Source organism: Methanobacterium sp. CWC-01 (assembly GCF_030323845.1).
Classification (GTDB): Archaea; Methanobacteriota; Methanobacteria; order Methanobacteriales; family Methanobacteriaceae; genus Methanobacterium; species Methanobacterium aridiramus.
The window spans coordinates 392,100-409,782 of sequence record NZ_CP040735.1 but is presented as its reverse complement, the minus strand read 5'-3'; the positions used below and the strand labels follow the sequence as shown (position 1 = coordinate 409,782).

17 protein-coding genes are annotated in these 17,683 nt (G+C 43.2%); 6 read left to right on the top strand and 11 right to left on the bottom strand.

Translation table 11 applies throughout. The features are described from left to right. Positions 1-22: 22 nt before the first annotated feature. The 6 genes from FGU46_RS02090 to FGU46_RS02065 form a co-directional block, all read right to left on the bottom strand. Positions 23-631, bottom strand: a complete 609-nt coding sequence (locus tag FGU46_RS02090) for a DUF2119 domain-containing protein (protein ID WP_286476035.1) — start codon at positions 629-631, stop codon at positions 23-25. Further along, on the bottom strand, positions 632-1,420 hold the full coding sequence (locus tag FGU46_RS02085) for a DUF2119 domain-containing protein (RefSeq protein WP_286476033.1): 789 nt from the start codon (positions 1,418-1,420) through the stop codon (positions 632-634). A gap of 4 nt (positions 1,421-1,424) precedes the next feature. Beyond that, on the bottom strand, positions 1,425-2,678 hold the full coding sequence (gene ahcY, locus FGU46_RS02080; protein ID WP_286476031.1) for an adenosylhomocysteinase: 1,254 nt from the start codon (positions 2,676-2,678) through the stop codon (positions 1,425-1,427). Positions 2,679-2,943: 265 nt separating this feature from the next. Further along, entirely contained in the window at positions 2,944-5,139 is a 2,196-nt protein-coding gene (locus FGU46_RS02075; RefSeq protein ID WP_286478486.1) for a CDC48 family AAA ATPase, read from the bottom strand. Between the two features lie 213 nt (positions 5,140-5,352). Continuing rightward, a complete protein-coding gene (locus FGU46_RS02070) occupies positions 5,353-6,657 on the bottom strand; it encodes a prephenate dehydrogenase (RefSeq protein ID WP_286476029.1) in 1,305 nt (434 codons plus the stop codon). A gap of 32 nt (positions 6,658-6,689) precedes the next feature. Then, complete coding sequence (locus FGU46_RS02065) at positions 6,690-7,010, bottom strand: hypothetical protein (protein WP_286476026.1); 321 nt, start codon at positions 7,008-7,010, stop codon at positions 6,690-6,692. 143 nt (positions 7,011-7,153) lie between these two features. On the opposite strand from FGU46_RS02065, the gene FGU46_RS02060 reads away from it, so the two are divergent. From FGU46_RS02060 to FGU46_RS02050, 3 genes are all read left to right on the top strand, one after another. Next, positions 7,154-8,215 (top strand): mRNA surveillance protein pelota, encoded by a 1,062-nt coding sequence (locus FGU46_RS02060; protein ID WP_286476024.1) that lies wholly within the window; start codon positions 7,154-7,156, stop codon positions 8,213-8,215. Next, positions 8,212-9,432 (top strand): radical SAM protein, encoded by a 1,221-nt coding sequence (locus FGU46_RS02055; RefSeq protein ID WP_286476022.1) that lies wholly within the window; start codon positions 8,212-8,214, stop codon positions 9,430-9,432. Before FGU46_RS02060 ends, FGU46_RS02055 begins: the two co-directional genes overlap by 4 nt. A gap of 249 nt (positions 9,433-9,681) precedes the next feature. Further along, the gene (locus tag FGU46_RS02050; RefSeq protein WP_286476020.1) at positions 9,682-10,593 is read left to right on the top strand and encodes a cell wall biosynthesis protein; all 912 of its coding nucleotides are present in this window, start codon (positions 9,682-9,684) and stop codon (positions 10,591-10,593) included. 62 nt (positions 10,594-10,655) lie between these two features. Here FGU46_RS02050 and FGU46_RS02045 read toward each other — a convergent pair whose 3' ends face one another. Together FGU46_RS02045 and FGU46_RS02040 are read right to left on the bottom strand one after the other, a co-directional pair. After that, complete coding sequence (locus tag FGU46_RS02045; RefSeq protein WP_286476018.1) at positions 10,656-11,792, bottom strand: ABC transporter permease; 1,137 nt, start codon at positions 11,790-11,792, stop codon at positions 10,656-10,658. Then, complete coding sequence (locus FGU46_RS02040; RefSeq protein WP_286476016.1) at positions 11,789-12,535, bottom strand: ABC transporter ATP-binding protein; 747 nt, start codon at positions 12,533-12,535, stop codon at positions 11,789-11,791. The genes FGU46_RS02045 and FGU46_RS02040 overlap by 4 nt, the downstream gene beginning before the upstream one ends. Positions 12,536-12,666: 131 nt before the next feature. On the opposite strand from FGU46_RS02040, the gene FGU46_RS02035 reads away from it, so the two are divergent. Then, positions 12,667-13,461 (top strand): TrmB family transcriptional regulator, encoded by a 795-nt coding sequence (locus FGU46_RS02035; RefSeq protein WP_286476014.1) that lies wholly within the window; start codon positions 12,667-12,669, stop codon positions 13,459-13,461. Positions 13,462-13,506: 45 nt separating this feature from the next. Then, positions 13,507-14,541 (top strand): glycosyltransferase, encoded by a 1,035-nt coding sequence (locus tag FGU46_RS02030; protein ID WP_286476012.1) that lies wholly within the window; start codon positions 13,507-13,509, stop codon positions 14,539-14,541. A gap of 33 nt (positions 14,542-14,574) precedes the next feature. Here the strand turns inward: FGU46_RS02030 and FGU46_RS02025 are convergent, their stop codons facing one another. Together FGU46_RS02025 and FGU46_RS02020 are read right to left on the bottom strand one after the other, a co-directional pair. Next, the gene (locus tag FGU46_RS02025; RefSeq protein WP_286476010.1) at positions 14,575-15,180 is read right to left on the bottom strand and encodes an FmdE family protein; all 606 of its coding nucleotides are present in this window, start codon (positions 15,178-15,180) and stop codon (positions 14,575-14,577) included. Positions 15,181-15,211: 31 nt separating this feature from the next. Beyond that, positions 15,212-16,504: an NAD(P)/FAD-dependent oxidoreductase gene (locus FGU46_RS02020; RefSeq protein WP_286476009.1), complete on the bottom strand. Its 1,293-nt coding sequence runs from the start codon at positions 16,502-16,504 to the stop codon at positions 15,212-15,214. Positions 16,505-16,655: 151 nt separating this feature from the next. Between FGU46_RS02020 and FGU46_RS02015 the strand changes: the two genes are divergently transcribed. After that, the gene (locus FGU46_RS02015) at positions 16,656-16,892 is read left to right on the top strand and encodes a HypC/HybG/HupF family hydrogenase formation chaperone (RefSeq protein ID WP_286476007.1); all 237 of its coding nucleotides are present in this window, start codon (positions 16,656-16,658) and stop codon (positions 16,890-16,892) included. A gap of 170 nt (positions 16,893-17,062) precedes the next feature. On the opposite strand, the gene FGU46_RS02010 is transcribed toward FGU46_RS02015, so the two are convergent. Beyond that, positions 17,063-17,566: an amino acid-binding protein gene (locus FGU46_RS02010; protein WP_286476005.1), complete on the bottom strand. Its 504-nt coding sequence runs from the start codon at positions 17,564-17,566 to the stop codon at positions 17,063-17,065. Positions 17,567-17,683: the final 117 nt, after the last annotated feature.

Genomic DNA, 17,683 nt, shown 5'->3' with positions numbered 1-17,683 from the left:
TTTTATTTACTTTAGATTCCATTTAAAACGGTGGATAATCTCCAAAAAATTCCTGGGCATATCTTTTTGCAGTTTCTACTTGTGGTGGATATAATTGAACCATTTTATCTTCTAATTCTTTGCGACTGTTAGAACCGGCTATGATTTTTAACACATTCACATAAACCGTGAGTGATTGGGGACCTGGGTTACAGGGCATCTCCAGGGTCATGCAGATATCATCCCTCTTAAAAAGAGTGGTCCGTATGTAGGGAGATACCGATCCAATCAAAACTCCTTCTTCCAACTCAATCAGAGGTGGAACTCCCTGTTCCGAACGTCGATTGGGACTGGTAAGCCGGTGGAAATTCTCTTTATTGTAACAGTGAAGCTCGATATAAACCTGGGGCTGGTAGTAATCAATGAGGTACAGAATCTCCTTACCAATCCTGCTCTGGTAGTATTGCTTCTTAAGAGTGCTTAAATATGGCGTATCATCACAGTTGTAGATAACCAGCCGGCCCTCTCCCACATCCTCATCGGATAACTGTTCAAGGGCCTGGCTGGTACTCCTGCCCTCTTTACCATGCACTCCCCCAATGAAAAGACGGTTAGGATGATCTCCCTTGTGTATGATCTGGAAGTAACTCACTTAGACCACCGATGGATGTTTATAATCTAAAAATATTAAAACCGCAGCTCTAACCTGTTTCAACTGTATTTGGTTTAGGTTGAGATCCAATTCTTGCATCAAATTTTCCATAAAAAGTATCAAGTCATCAGAATCCTTCAGATCACCGTTAAGAGCAAATTCTCTGGTTTTCTGAAATAGGGTAAGGAAATTATCGGAAAAATCAATGAAATACTTATTTAACTTAATCACCTGATGGGGGTAGAGTAACTCCAGCTTCTTAAGGATTTCTATGCGATTTTTGGAACCAGCTGTGATGTTCAAAACCTCCACATACACCTGGAGAGAATCATCGGAGGGCTGGCAGGGGATTTCCAGAATGAAGGGGAAATCATAGTTTTCGAAGAATACAGAACGGATTATAGGAGATACTGACCCAATTAAAACTCCTTTATCCAGTTCTACCAGGGGAGGAACTCCAATCTTGATTTTTCTGTCATGATGGATGAGATGGGACCGATTTTTTTCATGATAACAGTGAAGTTCCAGGTAAATAGTGGGTTGAATCTTTTTAATTAAATTTAAAACTTCACGGCCAGTGGAACTGTCATAGTAACGGCGTTCAAGGGTGCTTATATAAGGACTTGGCGGGAAGTTGTACAGGTAAAGCTCTCCACTATTTAAAGCTCTGTCATCGAAGCTCTTCAGGGCATGAAAGGTTGTTTCACCTTCTTTACCATGCACACCTCCAATAAAAAGTCGGGAGGGTCCGGGACCCTTATGGAAGGTCCTGGAAAATAAGGAATCCATATTTTCAGGTTCCTTCTTCCCAGCCCTCCAGGTATTGGTGTTGTCTTTCGGTGAGGCTGTCAATTTCAATATCCATAGCCTGCAGCTTTAGCCGGGCAACTTCATAATCCTTTTCATCTGGTGTTTTGTAAACTCCTGGTTCCAGCTTATTTTCCAGTAGATACTGGGTGGAAAGGGCCTGCATGGCGAAGCTCATATCCATGATCTCAGCCGGGTGGCCCTGACCCCTTTCACCAGCCAGGTTTACCAGCCTTCCCTCGGCCAGTAAATAAAATTTACGTCCATCTGACAGTTGAAATTCTTCAATATCAGGTTTTAAAAGCTCACTGGATATGGACATTTCCTTTAGATCCTCACTGTTGATTTCCACGTTGAAATGTCCGGAGTTGGCCAGAATACATCCGTCTTTCATTACTTGGAAGTGCTCCTTACTCACCACGTCGATGTTACCCGTGGCTGTGATGAGGATATCGGCATGTTTAACTGCTTCCTGGACACTCATAACGCGGTAACCATCCATTCTGGCTTCAAGAGCCCTTATGGGATCAATTTCAGTCACAATGACGTTAGCACCCAGTCCCTGGGCACGGAGGGCAATACCTCTGCCACACCATCCATAACCACACACCACCACGGTTTTACCGGCAATGAGGACGTTGGTGGATCCCATTATGGAATCGAAGGTGGACTGGCCGGTGCCGTAGCGGTTATCAAAAAGGTATTTGGTGTAGGCATCGTTCACAGCCATCACCGGGAATTCCAGGGCACCATCTTCATGCATGGCCCGTAGACGATGGATACCGGTGGTTGTTTCTTCACAGGCGCCAATTACCTTGTCTAAAAGTTCTCGACGATGCCGGTGTATCAGGAAGATCATGTCCGCTCCATCATCGATGATGACATCTGGTTCATGGTCCAGGACCCGATTGAGGTTCTGATAATATTCCTCGTTGGTTTCCTCCCTCCAACCGTACATGTGGAGGCCCAGGGAGGCTCCGGCAGCAGTGGCATCATCCTGGGTAGAAAGTGGGTTGCAACCAGTCATGGCCACCTCTGCCCCACCGGCCTGGAGAGTTAAACCCAGATTTATGGTTTTAGGCTCTAAATGCAGACAAGAACCAATGGTTATGCCTTCAAAAGGTTTTTCCTCTTGGAAACGCTTTTTTATATGTTCCAAAACTGGCATATGCCTTTGCACCCAGGATATCTTCTTCTTACCCTGGGGGGCCAGGGACATGTCCTTTACATCATAACTCATATTAACACACCTTTTTTTTTAAAAATTAGCCTGACCCAAAAATATGAAAGGTCTTAGGCGAGGAAAATTTTAGTTCACTTCGGTTAATAACCAAAATATGATCTTAAGTCTATTTAAACTAAAGGTTCTAGATTAAACTAAAGATAATAGATTTAATCAGAAAATAACAAAAATTTAGGAATGAAAATCTAAAAAAAGAGTTTTGAATTAGAAAATAAAAGAAAATGGGGAATAATTTTCCTAATTTTCCCCATTAAAGGCCGAATTAGTGGTACTGCGCTAAATCTGGTTTTTCTTCGGTTTTAACCTTTTTAAGGGCCTTTTTAAAGTACTTCATAGTCACTTCATTGGCGTCTATGTTATCCCTGAGAGTGAGCATCACTGCTTCCCGGCACACGGCCTCAATATCGGCCCCTACATAACCATCGGTTTCGGTGGCCAGTCTTTCCAGATCCACATCCTTGGTGAGGGGCATGTTTTTGGTGTGTACTTTAAATATCTCTAGACGTGCTTTGTGGTCCGGGTCATCCACCTTCACGTGACGGTCGAACCTTCCCGGTCGTAGAAGTGCCGGATCCATGATATCCACCCGGTTGGTGGCGGCCACCACGGCCACATCCTGCAACTCTTCCAGGCCATCAATTTCAGTTAGAAGCTGGTTAACCACCCTTTGAGTTACACCACTGTCAGTGCTACCTCCCCCACGGGTGGAGGCAATGGAGTCGATCTCGTCGAAGAAGATTACCGTAGGCGCAGTCTGCCTGGCCTTTCTGAATACTTCCCTGACGCCTTTTTCTGATTCTCCCACCCATTTGGAGAGGAGTTCCGGACCTTTAACTGCTATGAAGTTGGCGTCGCTTTCGTTGGCCACGGCCTTGGCCAAGAGTGTTTTCCCGGTTCCGGGAGGTCCGTAGATCAGAACACCCTTGGGTGGTGTGACTCCGAACTTTTCGAAACTCTCCGGATACTTTAGAGGCCACTCCACAGCTTCTCTTAGTTCTTGTTTAGCGTTATCCAGCCCTCCAATATCATTCCAGGTAATGTTTGGTACCTGTACCAGGACTTCTCTAAGGGCTGATGGTTGGATCTCTTTCAGGGCCTCCTTGAAGTCGGCCTTCTTAATTATCATCTTTTTAAGGATCTCTTTGGGTATCTCTTCATCGGCTTTGATGTCGGGTAAAACCCGACGCAGAACCCTCATGGCCGATTCCTTACAGAGTGATTCCAGGTCTGCTCCAACGAATCCATGGGTGGTCTCTGCGATTTCATCCAGATCCACCTTTTCGTCCAGGGGCATACCCCTGGTGTGAATCTGGAGAACCTCCCTTCGACCGTCTTTATCAGGCACGCCAATTTCAATTTCACGGTCAAATCTACCTCCACGTCGTATGGCTTGGTCCAGGGCGTCGGGCCGGTTAGTGGCTCCGATGACCACCACCTGTCCTCGTGTTTTAAGACCGTCCATCAAGGTGAGTAGTTGGGCAACCACCCTTCTTTCTACTTCTCCGGATACTTCTTCTCGTTTTGGAGCAATGGCATCAATTTCATCAATAAATACGATGCTGGGCGCGTTTTCTTCAGCTTCTTCGAATAATTCCCGAAGCCTTTCCTCGGACCCGCCCACATATTTACTCATGATTTCTGGGCCCTGAATAGCTATGAAATGGGCGTCGCTTTCGTTGGCCACGGCCTTGGCCAGGAGGGTTTTACCAGTTCCAGGGGGGCCATGCATTAAAACACCTTTAGGCGGTGATATTCCCAGCCTTTCAAAGAGTTCGGGACGTTTAAGGGGGATTTCGATCATCTCCCTTACCTTTTTAACTTCTTCTTTCAGCCCTCCAATATCCTCATAGGTGACTTCCACCAGGTTTTTTACTCCTTCCAGTTTTGAAACATCTACTGGTTCACTCTGGACTTCCACATCCGTCATTTCAGTTATTCTGACAATTCCAACTGGTTTGGTGGAGACCACGGCCAGTTTGAGTTCGCCCATGGGACTGAAATCGGTGGACATGTCCCTGAAGAATTCGTCAAAAAGCCCTCCCCGCAGGGACTGTTGTTGTTGGCGGATACCAGTAACGATCATATCCCCCTTGGACATGACTCTTCCTCGGAAGGCAGCTCTAACGTCACCCCTGATCATAATTTGCTGATCTACGGGTGCTAAAACAACCTTCTGGGCCTCTTTAACCTGGGCTTTTCGTACTACTACATCTTCCCCCAGTGATGTTCCTGCATTCTTGCGAATGTAACCGTCAATCCGAACTATTCCCAGCCCAATATCTGATTGTGAGGATGCTACCATGGTGGCGGTGATCTTTTTCCCTTCGATCTCTATGATATCTCCGTCTAAAAGATCCAGTTTTTCCATGCATTGTGGATCAATTCGGGCTATGGAGCGTCCAACATCTGCCTGTGAGAAGGCTTCTGCTACTTTTAATTTCATTTCTTCATTTTTAATGATAAAACCCCCATGTTATTTATTGTATTTTAAATGGAGTAAATCTTGCGGTTAAAATAAAATTCAGTAAGCTTTATATTTTAGTTAACTTATGTTACTTTAATCTTGTTGAAAGTAGTATATAAATGTTTCTGTTCAGATGATGATATTATCCAAAACAAGACCTTTTTTAGGGAGGATAAAAATTTGACTACAGGAATAGTCCAGTTTTAATCACCGGATTATGCCTCCAAAGCCCCTTAAAAAGGTTTCCACCTCTATAAGTGTCTCAGGATCCAGTACCTGGTAGCGAATGGTTATGCTCTGGGAATTGGAAGGTACCTGATCTCCCTGGTAAATATCCTTTACTTCCGCATCCACCACTCCTTTTAAATTTCCCACACTTTTTGCAATTAAACTGGCATCTGAACTTTTTGGAAAAATAACTGAGATGTCGTAGGTTTTAAGTGGTAAGTTGCTGATCTTCCAATTAAAAAGTTCACCCGGTTTAAGGGTTTCTACATTGGCTATCTTTAATTTTAAAATCTTCTTGTTGGTTTTAAGATATAGGAAATCAGGTGAAAGGTCTTCTAAAATACCGACGTGTATTTTACCGGAATAAATATGTCTCAATCCAACTTCCTGACCTATTGAATCATTTAAAAGCCTTATTTCTGTATTTAATGCTGATATGGCCTTATCCGACCTGCCCAGCGATGCTTCTATGTCGTCCAGGTGTTTGGCGGCAGAACTCATGGCATTAACAAATTCTTCCTGGTTCTCATTTTCTATCATAGCCTTTAATTCCTGGAAAGTTTCCAGGAAGGCCTGATGGGTCTCCTTTATATGCGAGTTTTTGGTCTGAATGGAATAACAGAGGTAGGGATTTTGAGCCACAATCCGGGCAATCATGTCCAGCATCAGGCTGTAAATAGGGCTTGAAAACTTTCTGGATTCTTTTAAATCCACTTCGAGCCGTTTTAATGTGGCTGCAATGGAGATGTAGGCGAAATGGGTTAATCCCTGCACCACACTCATCATACGGTCGTGAACTTCGGGGGTGGTTGACAGTACACGGACCTTTTCGGATTCAAGAAAATTAACTACTCGGGAGTACCATTTCCCCTTCTCTATTGGTGTTAACACCACCACCTGCCCTTCTAAGGATCTGATCCTGGGCCCAAACATGGGATGGGCTGGTAAAACTTCCACTCCCTCCGGGGCATATTTCTGCATTAAAAGAGCGGGTTCTTCTTTTATGGATGTTACGTCCATTAGAAGAGATCCTTTCTTCATAAAGGGTCCTAAATCTTTTATTGTTTGTGGAGTGGATTCGATGGGTACGGATAAAATAACTATATCGGCTTCAGAGGCAGCTGTTTGGTTGTTGGGGGTGTAGGAAACTCCAATCAATTCAGAGGCAGTCTCACCCGCCAGTGAATCTCTTCCCGTGATGGTCACCGTCTGTTTTTTTTCCTTCAGATAACTGGCAATCCAGTATCCTAACCCCCTGGTCCCACCAATAACCGCTACCTTCATGACTAATCTTTTTGATGAAGGAACCTATTAAATTATATCTCCACCGAACTCACATTCCTGTCCTCGCTTGCTCCTGTCATTTTTTCCAAAGTTTCCAGAAGTTCTCCCACACTTTCCTGATTCATCACATCCAGAAAACTGTTCAAATGTGATTTTTGTCTTAAAAATATCCCCCTGCGCTTTATGGGACTTCCCCTTTCATCCAATGGATTAATTTCCATCATGATACTTTCTTCCATGCCTTTTGAAGGGGCTTTTACTAAAAAAACTCCGCTTACGGATGTGGGGACTCTCTGCCATACTTTAACATTCTCCAGTGCTTCTTTTATTTTGTTTTCCAGTTCCTGTGACATTTTAATCACCACACCTTAATTAGTAATAACTTTTATTTAAAAGTTATGATGAGAAGATTTTATGGGGGAGATGATAAAGGACATATAATAATCGATAACCTTTAACCTATTAGATATCACTAGGGGAATTAAGAGGTCTTAACATGCGCTTGGTGAAGGAGGATGGAAAAAGGGGATTAATTGAAGTTGTTCCCGAAACCCTGGATGACTTGTGGCATCTTTACCATATTATACGACCGGGAGATCTGGTTTCATCCCGAACTACTCGCCGAATTCAGGATAATACTGGAGAACGCCTTAGAAGTGATCGGGGAATTAAAAAGAGCTTTTTTTTGGGAGTAAGGGTAGAAAACATAAAATTTCACCGTTATACGGGTAAATTACGTGCTATGGGCGTCATAGAAAAAGGGCCGGAGGATCTGGTCCCCCTGGGATCCTACCATACTCTAGATCTGAAACTACAGAACCCCATAAGGATCCAAAAGGAGCGATGGTCCCGATGGCAGAAAAAACGTGTAAAAGAGGCCATAAAAGCATCCATGACTCCAAAGGCCCTGGTAGTGGTTATTGAGGATGATACTGCTGATCTGGGGATTCTAAGACAGTATGGAATTGATTACTATGGCCCCATTATTGGGGGTATCTCTGGTAAGAGGGTGGTCATGAAAAACCGAAAACAGGCTATAGAGGACTTCTACAGTGAGGTGGCCCGAGTTATAAAAAACCAGGAAGGAGTGGAGGGTATCGTAATCGCCGGGCCTGGATTTACTAAAAACGATTTTTTCCATTATCTATCACAGAAATTTCCAGAAAAGGCCACTATGTCTCGTATAGAGAACACCGGAACTGGAGGTAGAGTGGGGATTAGAGAGGTTATTAAGAAGGGAATTCTGGATGAAATGGCAACTGAGGGACGTATTGTCCATGAAATGAGAGCTATGAACCGGGTATTGGAAGAAATAGGTAAATCTTCTTCTCTGGTGACCTACGGAATAAATGAAGTTAAAAAAGCAGCCGAAGCTGGAGCGATAGAGGAATTACTGGTCATTGACAATTTATTAAGGAAGAGAGATGTGGAAACAATCATGAATCTAGTAGAAAATCTCCGCGGCAAAGTGATGGTGGTTAGCAGTGAACATGAAGGAGGGAAACAGCTCACTGCCCTGGGGGGAATGGCTGCACTTCTGAGATACCCACTAACATGATGGTTAAATGGATAGAGGAACGATGCAGAAACTGTAACTTATGTAATCTGGTTTTATGTCCTCAGAAAAATGTTAAAAAGGCCATAGAAAGTGGTCTTTGTATGGGTTGCCAGGCCTGTCTATTGGCTTGTCCAGAAGAAGCCCTTATACCTGATCCATCCCTGAAGTATCCCTTTGAAGAATACCAAGTGGTGGTAAATGGGAAATCGTTAAAAGCCAGGGGAATGGTTAAAGATGTCCTTAAAAATGCAGAAGTTCGTATAGAACAGATTTATGGCGGGGAAAATAAATCTCATTCCAAGGTTTTCATGCCCTGCCGATCTGGAGCCTGCTGGGCATGTTCTGTCAAAGTTAACGGCCGATATGCCCTTTCATGTATTACTCCTCTGGCTCCAGATATGGAAATCAGGACCCTTGAAAATCCTCCTCCCTTACGTGTGGTGAGTGGATTTGGAGCACATACTGTGGGAGGAGTGGGCACTCCCTATCAGTTAAAGCTGGGAAAAGGACCAATAGAAGTTGTGGCTTTTACACACGGTTGTAATCTGCGCTGTCCTCAGTGTCAGAACTATCAGATGGCCTACACCGCGGGTGGACATCTGCTTGACAGTCATGAAACAGCGCGAATACTTATAGGCCTGAAGGACCAGTACCGGGTTAACAGAATTGCATTATCAGGCGGGGAATGTACATTAAACCCTAGCTGGTTGTTAGATGTAATAAAAAAAATCAGAACCATGGTTAAGGATGTTAAAATACATGTGGATACTAATGGGACTATATTAACTCCAGATTACATTGATAAACTGACTCAAGCAGGAATGACCGAAATTGGAGTGGATCTGAAGGCATTGCATACCTCTACCTTCATGAGAATTGCTGGCCTGGATGATGCTGCACTGGCAAAAAAGTACTTAAAAAATTCCTGGAACGCAGTTGATTACATTATAAAGAATAAATTGGATGTATTCCTGGGTGTGGGGATACCATATCATTCTGAGCTTATATCCAAAGAGGAAGTGGCAGAGATGGGGAATTATCTGGCTGATCTGGATCCTCTGCTTCAGGTTTCGGTACTGGACTATAGGGGTGAATTCAGGAGAAGGAACCTGATGAAACCAGCATTTGATGAAATGATGGAGATTAAATCTATTTTAAACTCCTCTGGTTTGCAAAAGGTGATAGCACAAACATCTGAAGGACACATCGGGCCTTAAATTGCTTTTCTCGTTTTTTTTATTTTAGGCCTTTTTATAGGTTTTGAAGAATTCATGATCCCTGGTGAACCCGCCTCCTGAATTACTTACTCAAATCAGTCAAAGTGGTAATTGCTTCTATCAAAAACCTGTGAATACGATTTTATTCTAAAAAATACGTTCATGTCCAGGGGTTTATAAGTGCATTGGACAGTTAACCACTCTACTTTTTTTAAATTTTTTTAAAGGAGCAAGATCAATTAATTTATAATGTCACTTGTATACATGCTATTTATAGCGGCGCTCTTACTATCTGCCATCTTGACTTTAATTTTCAAGGCTGCTTTCGAAAAGATTGGTGGAACTCTTTACACGCCTGTAAGGGGTGGTACCGCTCGGGCAGTGGGAGTTGCACCATTTATAGTGATTTTTATATTTTTTCCCCCGCCATACAACTATTTAATCGCTATTATGGGTATTTTTGCTTTTTTTGATGATATTATCGGCAGAAAAAAGGTTAATAACCTTCCTTTTGAGCTGGGACAGTTATCCCGTGGGTTAGGGATAATTCTGGTCATGTGGATGGGATACTACTACTTGGGTCCGGTTTCTATCCTGGTGGCCTTGATGGTGCAGCCCCTGAACATCGCCGATATGCAGCCTGGAATCGCAGCATCTACCATCATTATAATGGGTTCCTTCATGGCGTTGATTCTTTATCTGGTCTCAGGAGATCCTTATCTTCCCCTCATCATCATCGCCGCCTGTGTGGGCTACGCTCCCCTGGATTACCAGGGAAAAATTATGATGGGAGAAGTGGGTAACCATTCCTTTGGTGTCAGTTTGGGAATACTGTATGCATTGTTAGGTAATTATGTGTCTGGATTCTATGCCTGGGGAAGTTGGACTACGGTATTGATTGTGTTTGCTCTTTTAATACTCACGTCAATCTTAATCGCCATCTTAAGACGAAAAAATCTTCAGAATTTCTTGGAAACAAAATTAAAAATTATAGATCCTGTTTTTGGTGATTATGTTATGGATGTTTTAACCGGTGGCGGTCTGGGTGACCTTTCACGCCGGATAATATTGGGGAAACGGAGTGTAGTTATAAAAAATAGATTAGGAATATTTTTTGGATTCCGTCGACTGGTTTACAATCCTTATTCTCGGAATGATTAATGATTCAGAAAATATTTTTCTTAAGAAACAACTTATTTGATAAAATTTTTTTAAAAAAGAAATTAATCCCTGCGTTTCAGGGACCAGGTGGCCAGGGCTAGAAACAGGATGGCAAAGATTAATAGGGCCACTATATCGGGCCATATCCTGTCCAAACCCCAGCCTTTTAGCATTACCGCCCTAATAGCGTCTACTGCGTAGGTGGGTGGTACCAGATAGGATAAAGGTCTTAACCAATCGGGTATTGCCTGTAAGGGCCAGAATATTCCTGAAAGTAGGAATGCAGGTAAAACTACAAATGGGATGAACTGTATTGCTTGTTCAGGACGTTTAGCAAGACTGCTAAGCAGTATCCCCAGGGACAGGCTTACCAGTGATAGGATGGCCACGGTTAAGAAGGCCAGAAGCACGTTGCCCACTACCATGATATTGAAAAATACTATGGCGATGATGAGCAGAAAAGCCACCTGTATCACTCCCAGAATACCGAAGGTGATGGCGTATCCAGTTACTATCTCTCCTTCGGTAATGGGGCTGGCCATAACTCTCTCCAGAGTACCGTTACTACGCTCTCCCACGAAGGTGATGAGGGTTAAAAGGGTAGTAAGTAAGAATACTACGAATGCTAAAATTCCTGGTACGAAAAAGTCTATGAACTCAGCATCCTTACCATAAATAGGGTTTGAAGTTATTTTCAAGGCAGGATTAACTCCTTCCTCTTCCATGGTATCGCTGAGGGCTTCTGTCACCGTTTTCTGAATGGAATTCTTAACGTTGGTGATACTGTCATCTCCCTGGATTAATATCTCGGCACTTTCAGGATAAGACGGATTCTGGGTCTTCAAAAAGGCATTCTGGGTGAAATTTTCTGGAAATATTATAACCGCCGATGCCTGGCCGTCCACCACCTTTTGCCGGGCTTCATCAGGATTAGTACTATTCTCTATAGTTAAAACCTTGGTATCCAGGTTGGAAATGATATTTTGTGAGAGATAAGTGGTGTTACCCTGGAGATTGGTGAATCCCTGGTCCTGGTTGACTACGATCACATCCACTCCTTCCACATCACCACTGAAGGCCAGTCCAAAGACGGTCATGGCGAAGATGGGTGCAATAAACAGCATGGCCAGGGTACGCTTATCATTAGCCACATCCCGAAATACCCGTCGGGCAACAGCCATTATCCGATAAAACTTCATAAGACTCCCTCTTCGTCCCTTTGGGAAAACTCCAGGAAAGCATCTTCCAAAGAATCCATTCCACTCTCTTTTAGTAGTTCCAAGGGTTTACCTTCTGCTATGAGGCGTCCATGTTTCATGAAACCTATGCGGTCGCATCGACGGGCTTCATCCATGTAATGAGTAGTTATGAGGATGGTCACTCCATTTTCTCGTAATTTATTGAAGTAATCCCAGAAAGACACCCTGAGTTCGGGATCAACCCCAACGGTTGGTTCATCTAAAAATAAGAGCTTAGGCTGGTGCAATAGGGTACAGGCCAGTGAAACCCGGTGTTTCATACCACCAGAGAGATTCTCAACCATTTCATCCTTCCAGTCAGATAGGGCTACGAATTTTAAAAGTTCATCGGTTCTTTTTTTTATCTCCACTTTATCTAAACCAAATATTCTGCCGTAAAATTTAAGGTTCTGTTCCACTGTCAGTCCCAGATACACACCAGTCTCCTGGGGCATGTAACCGATTTTAGCAGATATATTCCCTTCAGGAATCTTTTCCCCAAATATGGTGGCGTGGCCAGAGCTGGGTTTAATGATGTTGGATAACATCTTTATGGCGGTAGTTTTACCAGCCCCATTTGGGCCTAAAAGTCCATATATCTCCCCTTTTTTTACTTTTAGGTCCAGATCATCCACCGCGGTGAAATTTCCATATTTTTTGGTTAGATGTGATGTTAAAATTGCAAGTTCGTTCTGGAAAGTCACCTTCTCACCTTCCCTACCCTAAAATTACTGAAATTATTCTTTTATCCAATTCTATGATCTACTGGAAACCCTCATTTATATATTTTGTAACTAAAAGAGTATAAATTGAAACAATTAAGGAGGTCTTTGATATGAACCTGGCCCGGGAAACTATTCATGCTCTTCAGACTATGGGACTAACAGATTATGAAACCAGAACCTACATTGCCCTTAACTCCATCATCTCCGGAACTGCTACAGAGATAAGCTTGGCTGCCAACGTTCCTCGTTCCCGGATATATCAGGTACTCAAAAGTCTTAACAAAAAGGGATTCATCGAAACAAGTCGCGGTAAACCTTTAAAATTCACGGTGATCCCACCTCGTGATGTTTTTCGGATATCCAGAAGTCAAATAAAAGAAAGTATGGATCTGGCTGAAACAGAACTTAATACTTTATATGAAAGTAAAATACCCCAGGTTCCTGCACCAATCTGGTTAATACACGGCCCCGATAAGGTGGTAAATAAGGAATTAGAAATTATATCCCGGGCAAAAGAATCATTGTTCGTCATGGGTGGCTTCATGTTTCCTGGAGAAACCTTGCGACTGAAAAATGTTATGGGAAAAGTCATCAAAAAAGGAGTCACAACTCGCCTGGTGACAACTCCAGAATGTGAGGTGGATGGGACCAAAGTACCAGTAGTGGATGAACTGAAAGATATTGGTGCCGAACTTAAGGTTTTTAAAATTCCTTACCTGAAACTGGTGGTCAGGGATAAAAAGGAGATGTTAATAGCTTTTTGCAAATTTAGGGGTGAGAGTGTGGTATCGGAAAGTGCAATTGCCATTTGGAATCAGTACCCCGAGTTTGTGGAAACCATTTCTGGCATATATGATTTCATCTGGAATATGGAACTGTTCAATCAAGGGTCTATTCAAATATAATACTTCATATAATTAATAAACAATATAGATAGGCTGTGTGGTGCAATGAAGGCTCTATTATTTGTAACTGGAAGAGGTGTCGGTGGGGATGCAGTTCTGGCAATTAATACCGCTCTGGCATTAACCGAAAAAGGTATTGATTGTGAATATGTCCTTGATAATCATGCTCCTGCTTATCTATTCAAAAAAAAGGAATTACCATTCCATAAGACCAGCATACCTCAGGCAGGGGGACATGCTGCCAGCAAAGTAACCATCCTCAAAGCTGGTCTTAAGGCAATAAAGGAGTCCCGGTCAGCAGCAAAACTGTGTCGAAAGGTCCAACCAGATATCGTGGTGGGTATCATCGGAGGAGGAGCCATCATTGGCTGCACCGCTGCGCGCATGGCGGGGATTCCCTCAGTGGGGATGGTGGCCACTCCCACCGATTCTAAAGTGGTGTCTCAGATGACCACCACCATCGCCCTCCCAGAATCCCCACTCTTCCACTACCCCCACAAAAAGAATAATTACCCCTCTTACATGCCAATAAACCCAGCTATCACCCAGGGCGACCGTGAACAGGCACTTAAAACCATGTCTGCAGGTTTTGATAAAAATCTGCCCACCATACTCTTTTCCTCCGGTTCAACCCTCTTTGAAAAGATGGCTATGGCCCCCTCTACAGTTCAGGATGAACTGGATGCCAACTTGCTAGTGGTTGGAGACCCCCTGGAGGAGATTTATCATAAATATTTAGAATCAGTTCTGCATCTGGGATATGTGGATAATCTCCCTGATCTGTACCGGCTGGCAGATGTGGCCATACTTTCCGATGATGGGTTGATGATCCACGAAGCACTGGCCTGTCAGCTCCCGACCATTGCCCTAACTCGAGTTAAATACGGACGTTACCACAACATGGCTAGCATCTTCCCGGGGAGTGTAGTAGAAAGCGGTCTGGAGGAATTATCCAAAAAAATCCGTGAGATCTTCCTGGAAGAAGATGAGATAAGAGTAAAAACTGATAAATTCGCCCGGGAGATTCTCCAGGCACCCTCCCGGATTGCGGATATTATCTATGCCAAGGCAAAGGAATAGTTCAATTAATATTTTATAATTCCTTTTTTTAAGTTAATCCTTTTCAAAACAGGGGATACAGACCATATTCCCATCTTTAACTCTACATCGATGTTCGGAGACCATATCTCCACATTCCGCGCACTGTACTGACGGATAAATCTTTGCCCGAGGTGGTAATTGCACATCAATCCTTTCCACTATAAATATTTCATCTAAGGGCATTTCCAGTATCTTCCTAGTTACGGAGGACATCAAAGTTTGAAGTTCCTCTTTTTCCTGAATAGAGGCAGTTCCTTGGGATACCTTCATCCTCAAGGGATTTAACTTTGGTTCCAGATTACTGACGTCAAAGGAACTTTTAATTGATACCCGCACTCCCTCCCCATCTTTTCGTGGGATGAAAGTGTATGCCTGTTTTCCATGGTCCAGGAATATGAGATTCCCTTTACCCAGGGTACAACCAGTAAGTACCTGAATGGCGTCAACTGCACAACTATCATTCTCCACCATGGCCACGATTTCTTCATCAGGGGCTCTTTCCTGTGATAATTCTTTCATACCCGCTTCCGCTGCCCTATAACCAATGGCTGAGCCAGGACAGACATGTCCATGAAATTGGGTTACTTCTTCGAATGACTTGATAGATTCATTTTCCATGTTCCTCACCTAAATCAGCAGTTATCATCTATTAAATGTATTCACCAAAAAAGCGTAAAAGTTTGTACACCGCATCAGTGGAGGGGTGCACCTCCAAAAAATCGTCAAAATCAGGGGCTTTATAACCATCCCGGATCATCTTAGCCAGGTAGGCCATGTTGGTCCGTGATGAAGGAGACACAGACGATACTCCTGTTATGAAACCTTCATCTAAATCTACTGAGACCTTAGTCAGCCCGGTTTTACCCTCCAGCACCCTCCAGAATGATCCTGGTCCCGCAGAACCAGGTATGGTGGCCACCGTCCCGGCCTGATGATCCTGGGGACTTAAAAAACTTACGTCATAGTACAGGGATATGGATTGGGGTGTCCAACTGTAATCCATGGTCGATGAGATCCCACAGGCATTCCGGGCGGCAATAACTCCTTCCATTCTGGAGATGGGCGTGTTGGTAACCCCACCAATAACATCCCCGGCAGCGTATACACAGGGATTGCTGGTTTGCATATGGGAGTCTACTAATATCTCTTTGTGATCACCTATTTTCACCATATTCTGGGCTATCTCTGAGTTGGGAGTAAGTCCGGTGGCCAGCAGAACCTGACCTTCAACTGTTTGCTGGGCTATTTTAAGCCCCTCATTGCTTATCTCATTCACTCGAGCACCTTCAGTGATATCTACCCCAGGCAACAAATTTTTAATCACATACTCTTTAACCTCCGGATCCAGCATTTTCAGGAACTGGCTCCGGCAGAATACCCGCACCTCTGAACCAAAGGAAGAAAATATACTGGCAAACTCGGCGGCTATCACCCCACTCCCCACTATTAACAGTTTCTCGGGAAGATCCTCCAGATAAGGAAGGTCAGCGTAGGTTACTGCATTTTCCACTCCCCTGATGGGTGGAATCTTAGCCCGGGATCCAGTGGCGATAAGGAGTTTATCGTAAGGAATTTCTTTATTATCCACCACCACCCTATCTTTTTGGATATGGGCCTCTCCATTTATTATCTCCACCCCGGTACTGTGGGTTTCAAACTCCAGCACCTTTTTGATCTTCCCCGTGGTATCTCTTAATCTTTTAGTAACTTCAGAAAAGTTGATTTCAGGAATCTCACTGATCATCCCCTGCTTTTGATAGTTCTGAGAGTCCAGGTAAAACTTGGCAACATCATTCAGGCCACAAACCACCATACAACCCTTATGGAGACATTTGCCCCCTATTTTATCTTTTTCTATTAACGTAACCTCTGCTTCCAGTTGGGATGCCTCCATAGCAGCACTCCTGCCTGCTGGGCCCCCTCCGATTACCACCACTTCCATTTTTACAGTCCTCCTAAAGGTATTTATATGGTGAGGAGACCTATTAAAATAACTAAACCTACCATTATTATAACACAGTGACGATTTATCCGCATTTTTTCAAAGAATTTGAACTTTACTGACCGAAATTAAATTAAAAAGGTGATATTGAATGTGCATCGCTGCACCTGCTCAGATTATGGAGATTAATGATAACGTGGCCATTGTAGACTTTGGAGGCGTGCGACAACAAGCTAAACTGGACCTGGTAGAGGATGTAGAAGTTGGAAGGTATGTTTTAGTCCACTCCGGTTATGCTATTGAAGTTTTAACCGAGCAGGCCGCCAAAGAATCTCTTGAAGCCTGGGATGAGCTGCTTAAGATCCTTGATGAAGAAGAACAGTCCTAGCGTTTCATAATTTTTATTATTTATTTTTATTATTTTAAGTCTTTATTTTAATTTATTATTTATTTTAAGTCTTTATTTTAAATTAATCAACCAATCCAACAAGTTTAACTCATTTCAAGTATTTTTTCCATGATGTGTTTAGTTTCCAATTTTTTTTAGTTTCAACGTAATTAATAAATGGAAACTCTTTTCACTCCGGGAATTTTTAAAAATTGATTTATTAACTCCCCTTTTACCGGTTTTTCAGTGATAATGGTTAGACGGGGATGTTCTTCCAGTTCAGGGTCACCGGCGTGGGCCTGTCTGATGCTAATTTTTTCCTGGGATATGAGGTAGGTGGCCTGGGCCACTATCCCTGGACTTCCGGCTTCAGCTTCGATTTCCACCACCCCAAAACCAAGATCACCAGCAACATTCTTTAAAAATGCTCCAGCTGGCCATAAGTTACCAAAGATTGATTTTAAATCTTCATCGGATAATATCACATCAACTGTTGCTCTAACAGCTCTCCGATCTACATCTGCTGCTCTGGCCAGGGCAACATCACTGATTTCAACGTCACCGCAATATATCTTCCCTTTTTCTCCTACCCTGAGACCAAGTTCTACAATTTTACCGGCCACTGCCATACGGGCCGGAAACTTCTCGAACTTGTACTTGATACGATCCCACATAAATCCATCACCAGTTATGGTTTAGCAGTGCACCTATATTTAACTTTATGCATAAATTTGTACAATAAAGATTTAAATAGTACTTTATATTACATATTTGACTGTGTTCTAGAAAAT

Bases quoted from the DNA above. Each gene is read 5' to 3' on its own strand.
- FGU46_RS02085 (WP_286476033.1), bottom strand. From the start codon at position 1,420: ATGGATTCCTTATTTTCCAGGACCTTCCATAAGGGTCCCGGACCCTCC.
- ahcY (WP_286476031.1), bottom strand. From the start codon at position 2,678: ATGAGTTATGATGTAAAGGACATGTCCCTGGCCCCCCAGGGTAAGAAG.
- FGU46_RS02070 (WP_286476029.1), bottom strand. From the start codon at position 6,657: ATGAAGGTAGCGGTTATTGGTGGGACCAGGGGGTTAGGATACTGGATT.
- FGU46_RS02065 (WP_286476026.1), bottom strand. From the start codon at position 7,010: ATGTCACAGGAACTGGAAAACAAAATAAAAGAAGCACTGGAGAATGTT.
- FGU46_RS02060 (WP_286476024.1), top strand. From the start codon at position 7,154: ATGCGCTTGGTGAAGGAGGATGGAAAAAGGGGATTAATTGAAGTTGTT.
- FGU46_RS02055 (WP_286476022.1), top strand. From the start codon at position 8,212: ATGATGGTTAAATGGATAGAGGAACGATGCAGAAACTGTAACTTATGT.
- FGU46_RS02050 (WP_286476020.1), top strand. From the start codon at position 9,682: ATGTCACTTGTATACATGCTATTTATAGCGGCGCTCTTACTATCTGCC.
- FGU46_RS02045 (WP_286476018.1), bottom strand. From the start codon at position 11,792: ATGAAGTTTTATCGGATAATGGCTGTTGCCCGACGGGTATTTCGGGAT.
- FGU46_RS02035 (WP_286476014.1), top strand. From the start codon at position 12,667: ATGAACCTGGCCCGGGAAACTATTCATGCTCTTCAGACTATGGGACTA.
- FGU46_RS02030 (WP_286476012.1), top strand. From the start codon at position 13,507: ATGAAGGCTCTATTATTTGTAACTGGAAGAGGTGTCGGTGGGGATGCA.
- FGU46_RS02025 (WP_286476010.1), bottom strand. From the start codon at position 15,180: ATGGAAAATGAATCTATCAAGTCATTCGAAGAAGTAACCCAATTTCAT.
- FGU46_RS02020 (WP_286476009.1), bottom strand. From the start codon at position 16,504: ATGGAAGTGGTGGTAATCGGAGGGGGCCCAGCAGGCAGGAGTGCTGCT.
- FGU46_RS02015 (WP_286476007.1), top strand. From the start codon at position 16,656: ATGTGCATCGCTGCACCTGCTCAGATTATGGAGATTAATGATAACGTG.
- FGU46_RS02010 (WP_286476005.1), bottom strand. From the start codon at position 17,566: ATGTGGGATCGTATCAAGTACAAGTTCGAGAAGTTTCCGGCCCGTATG.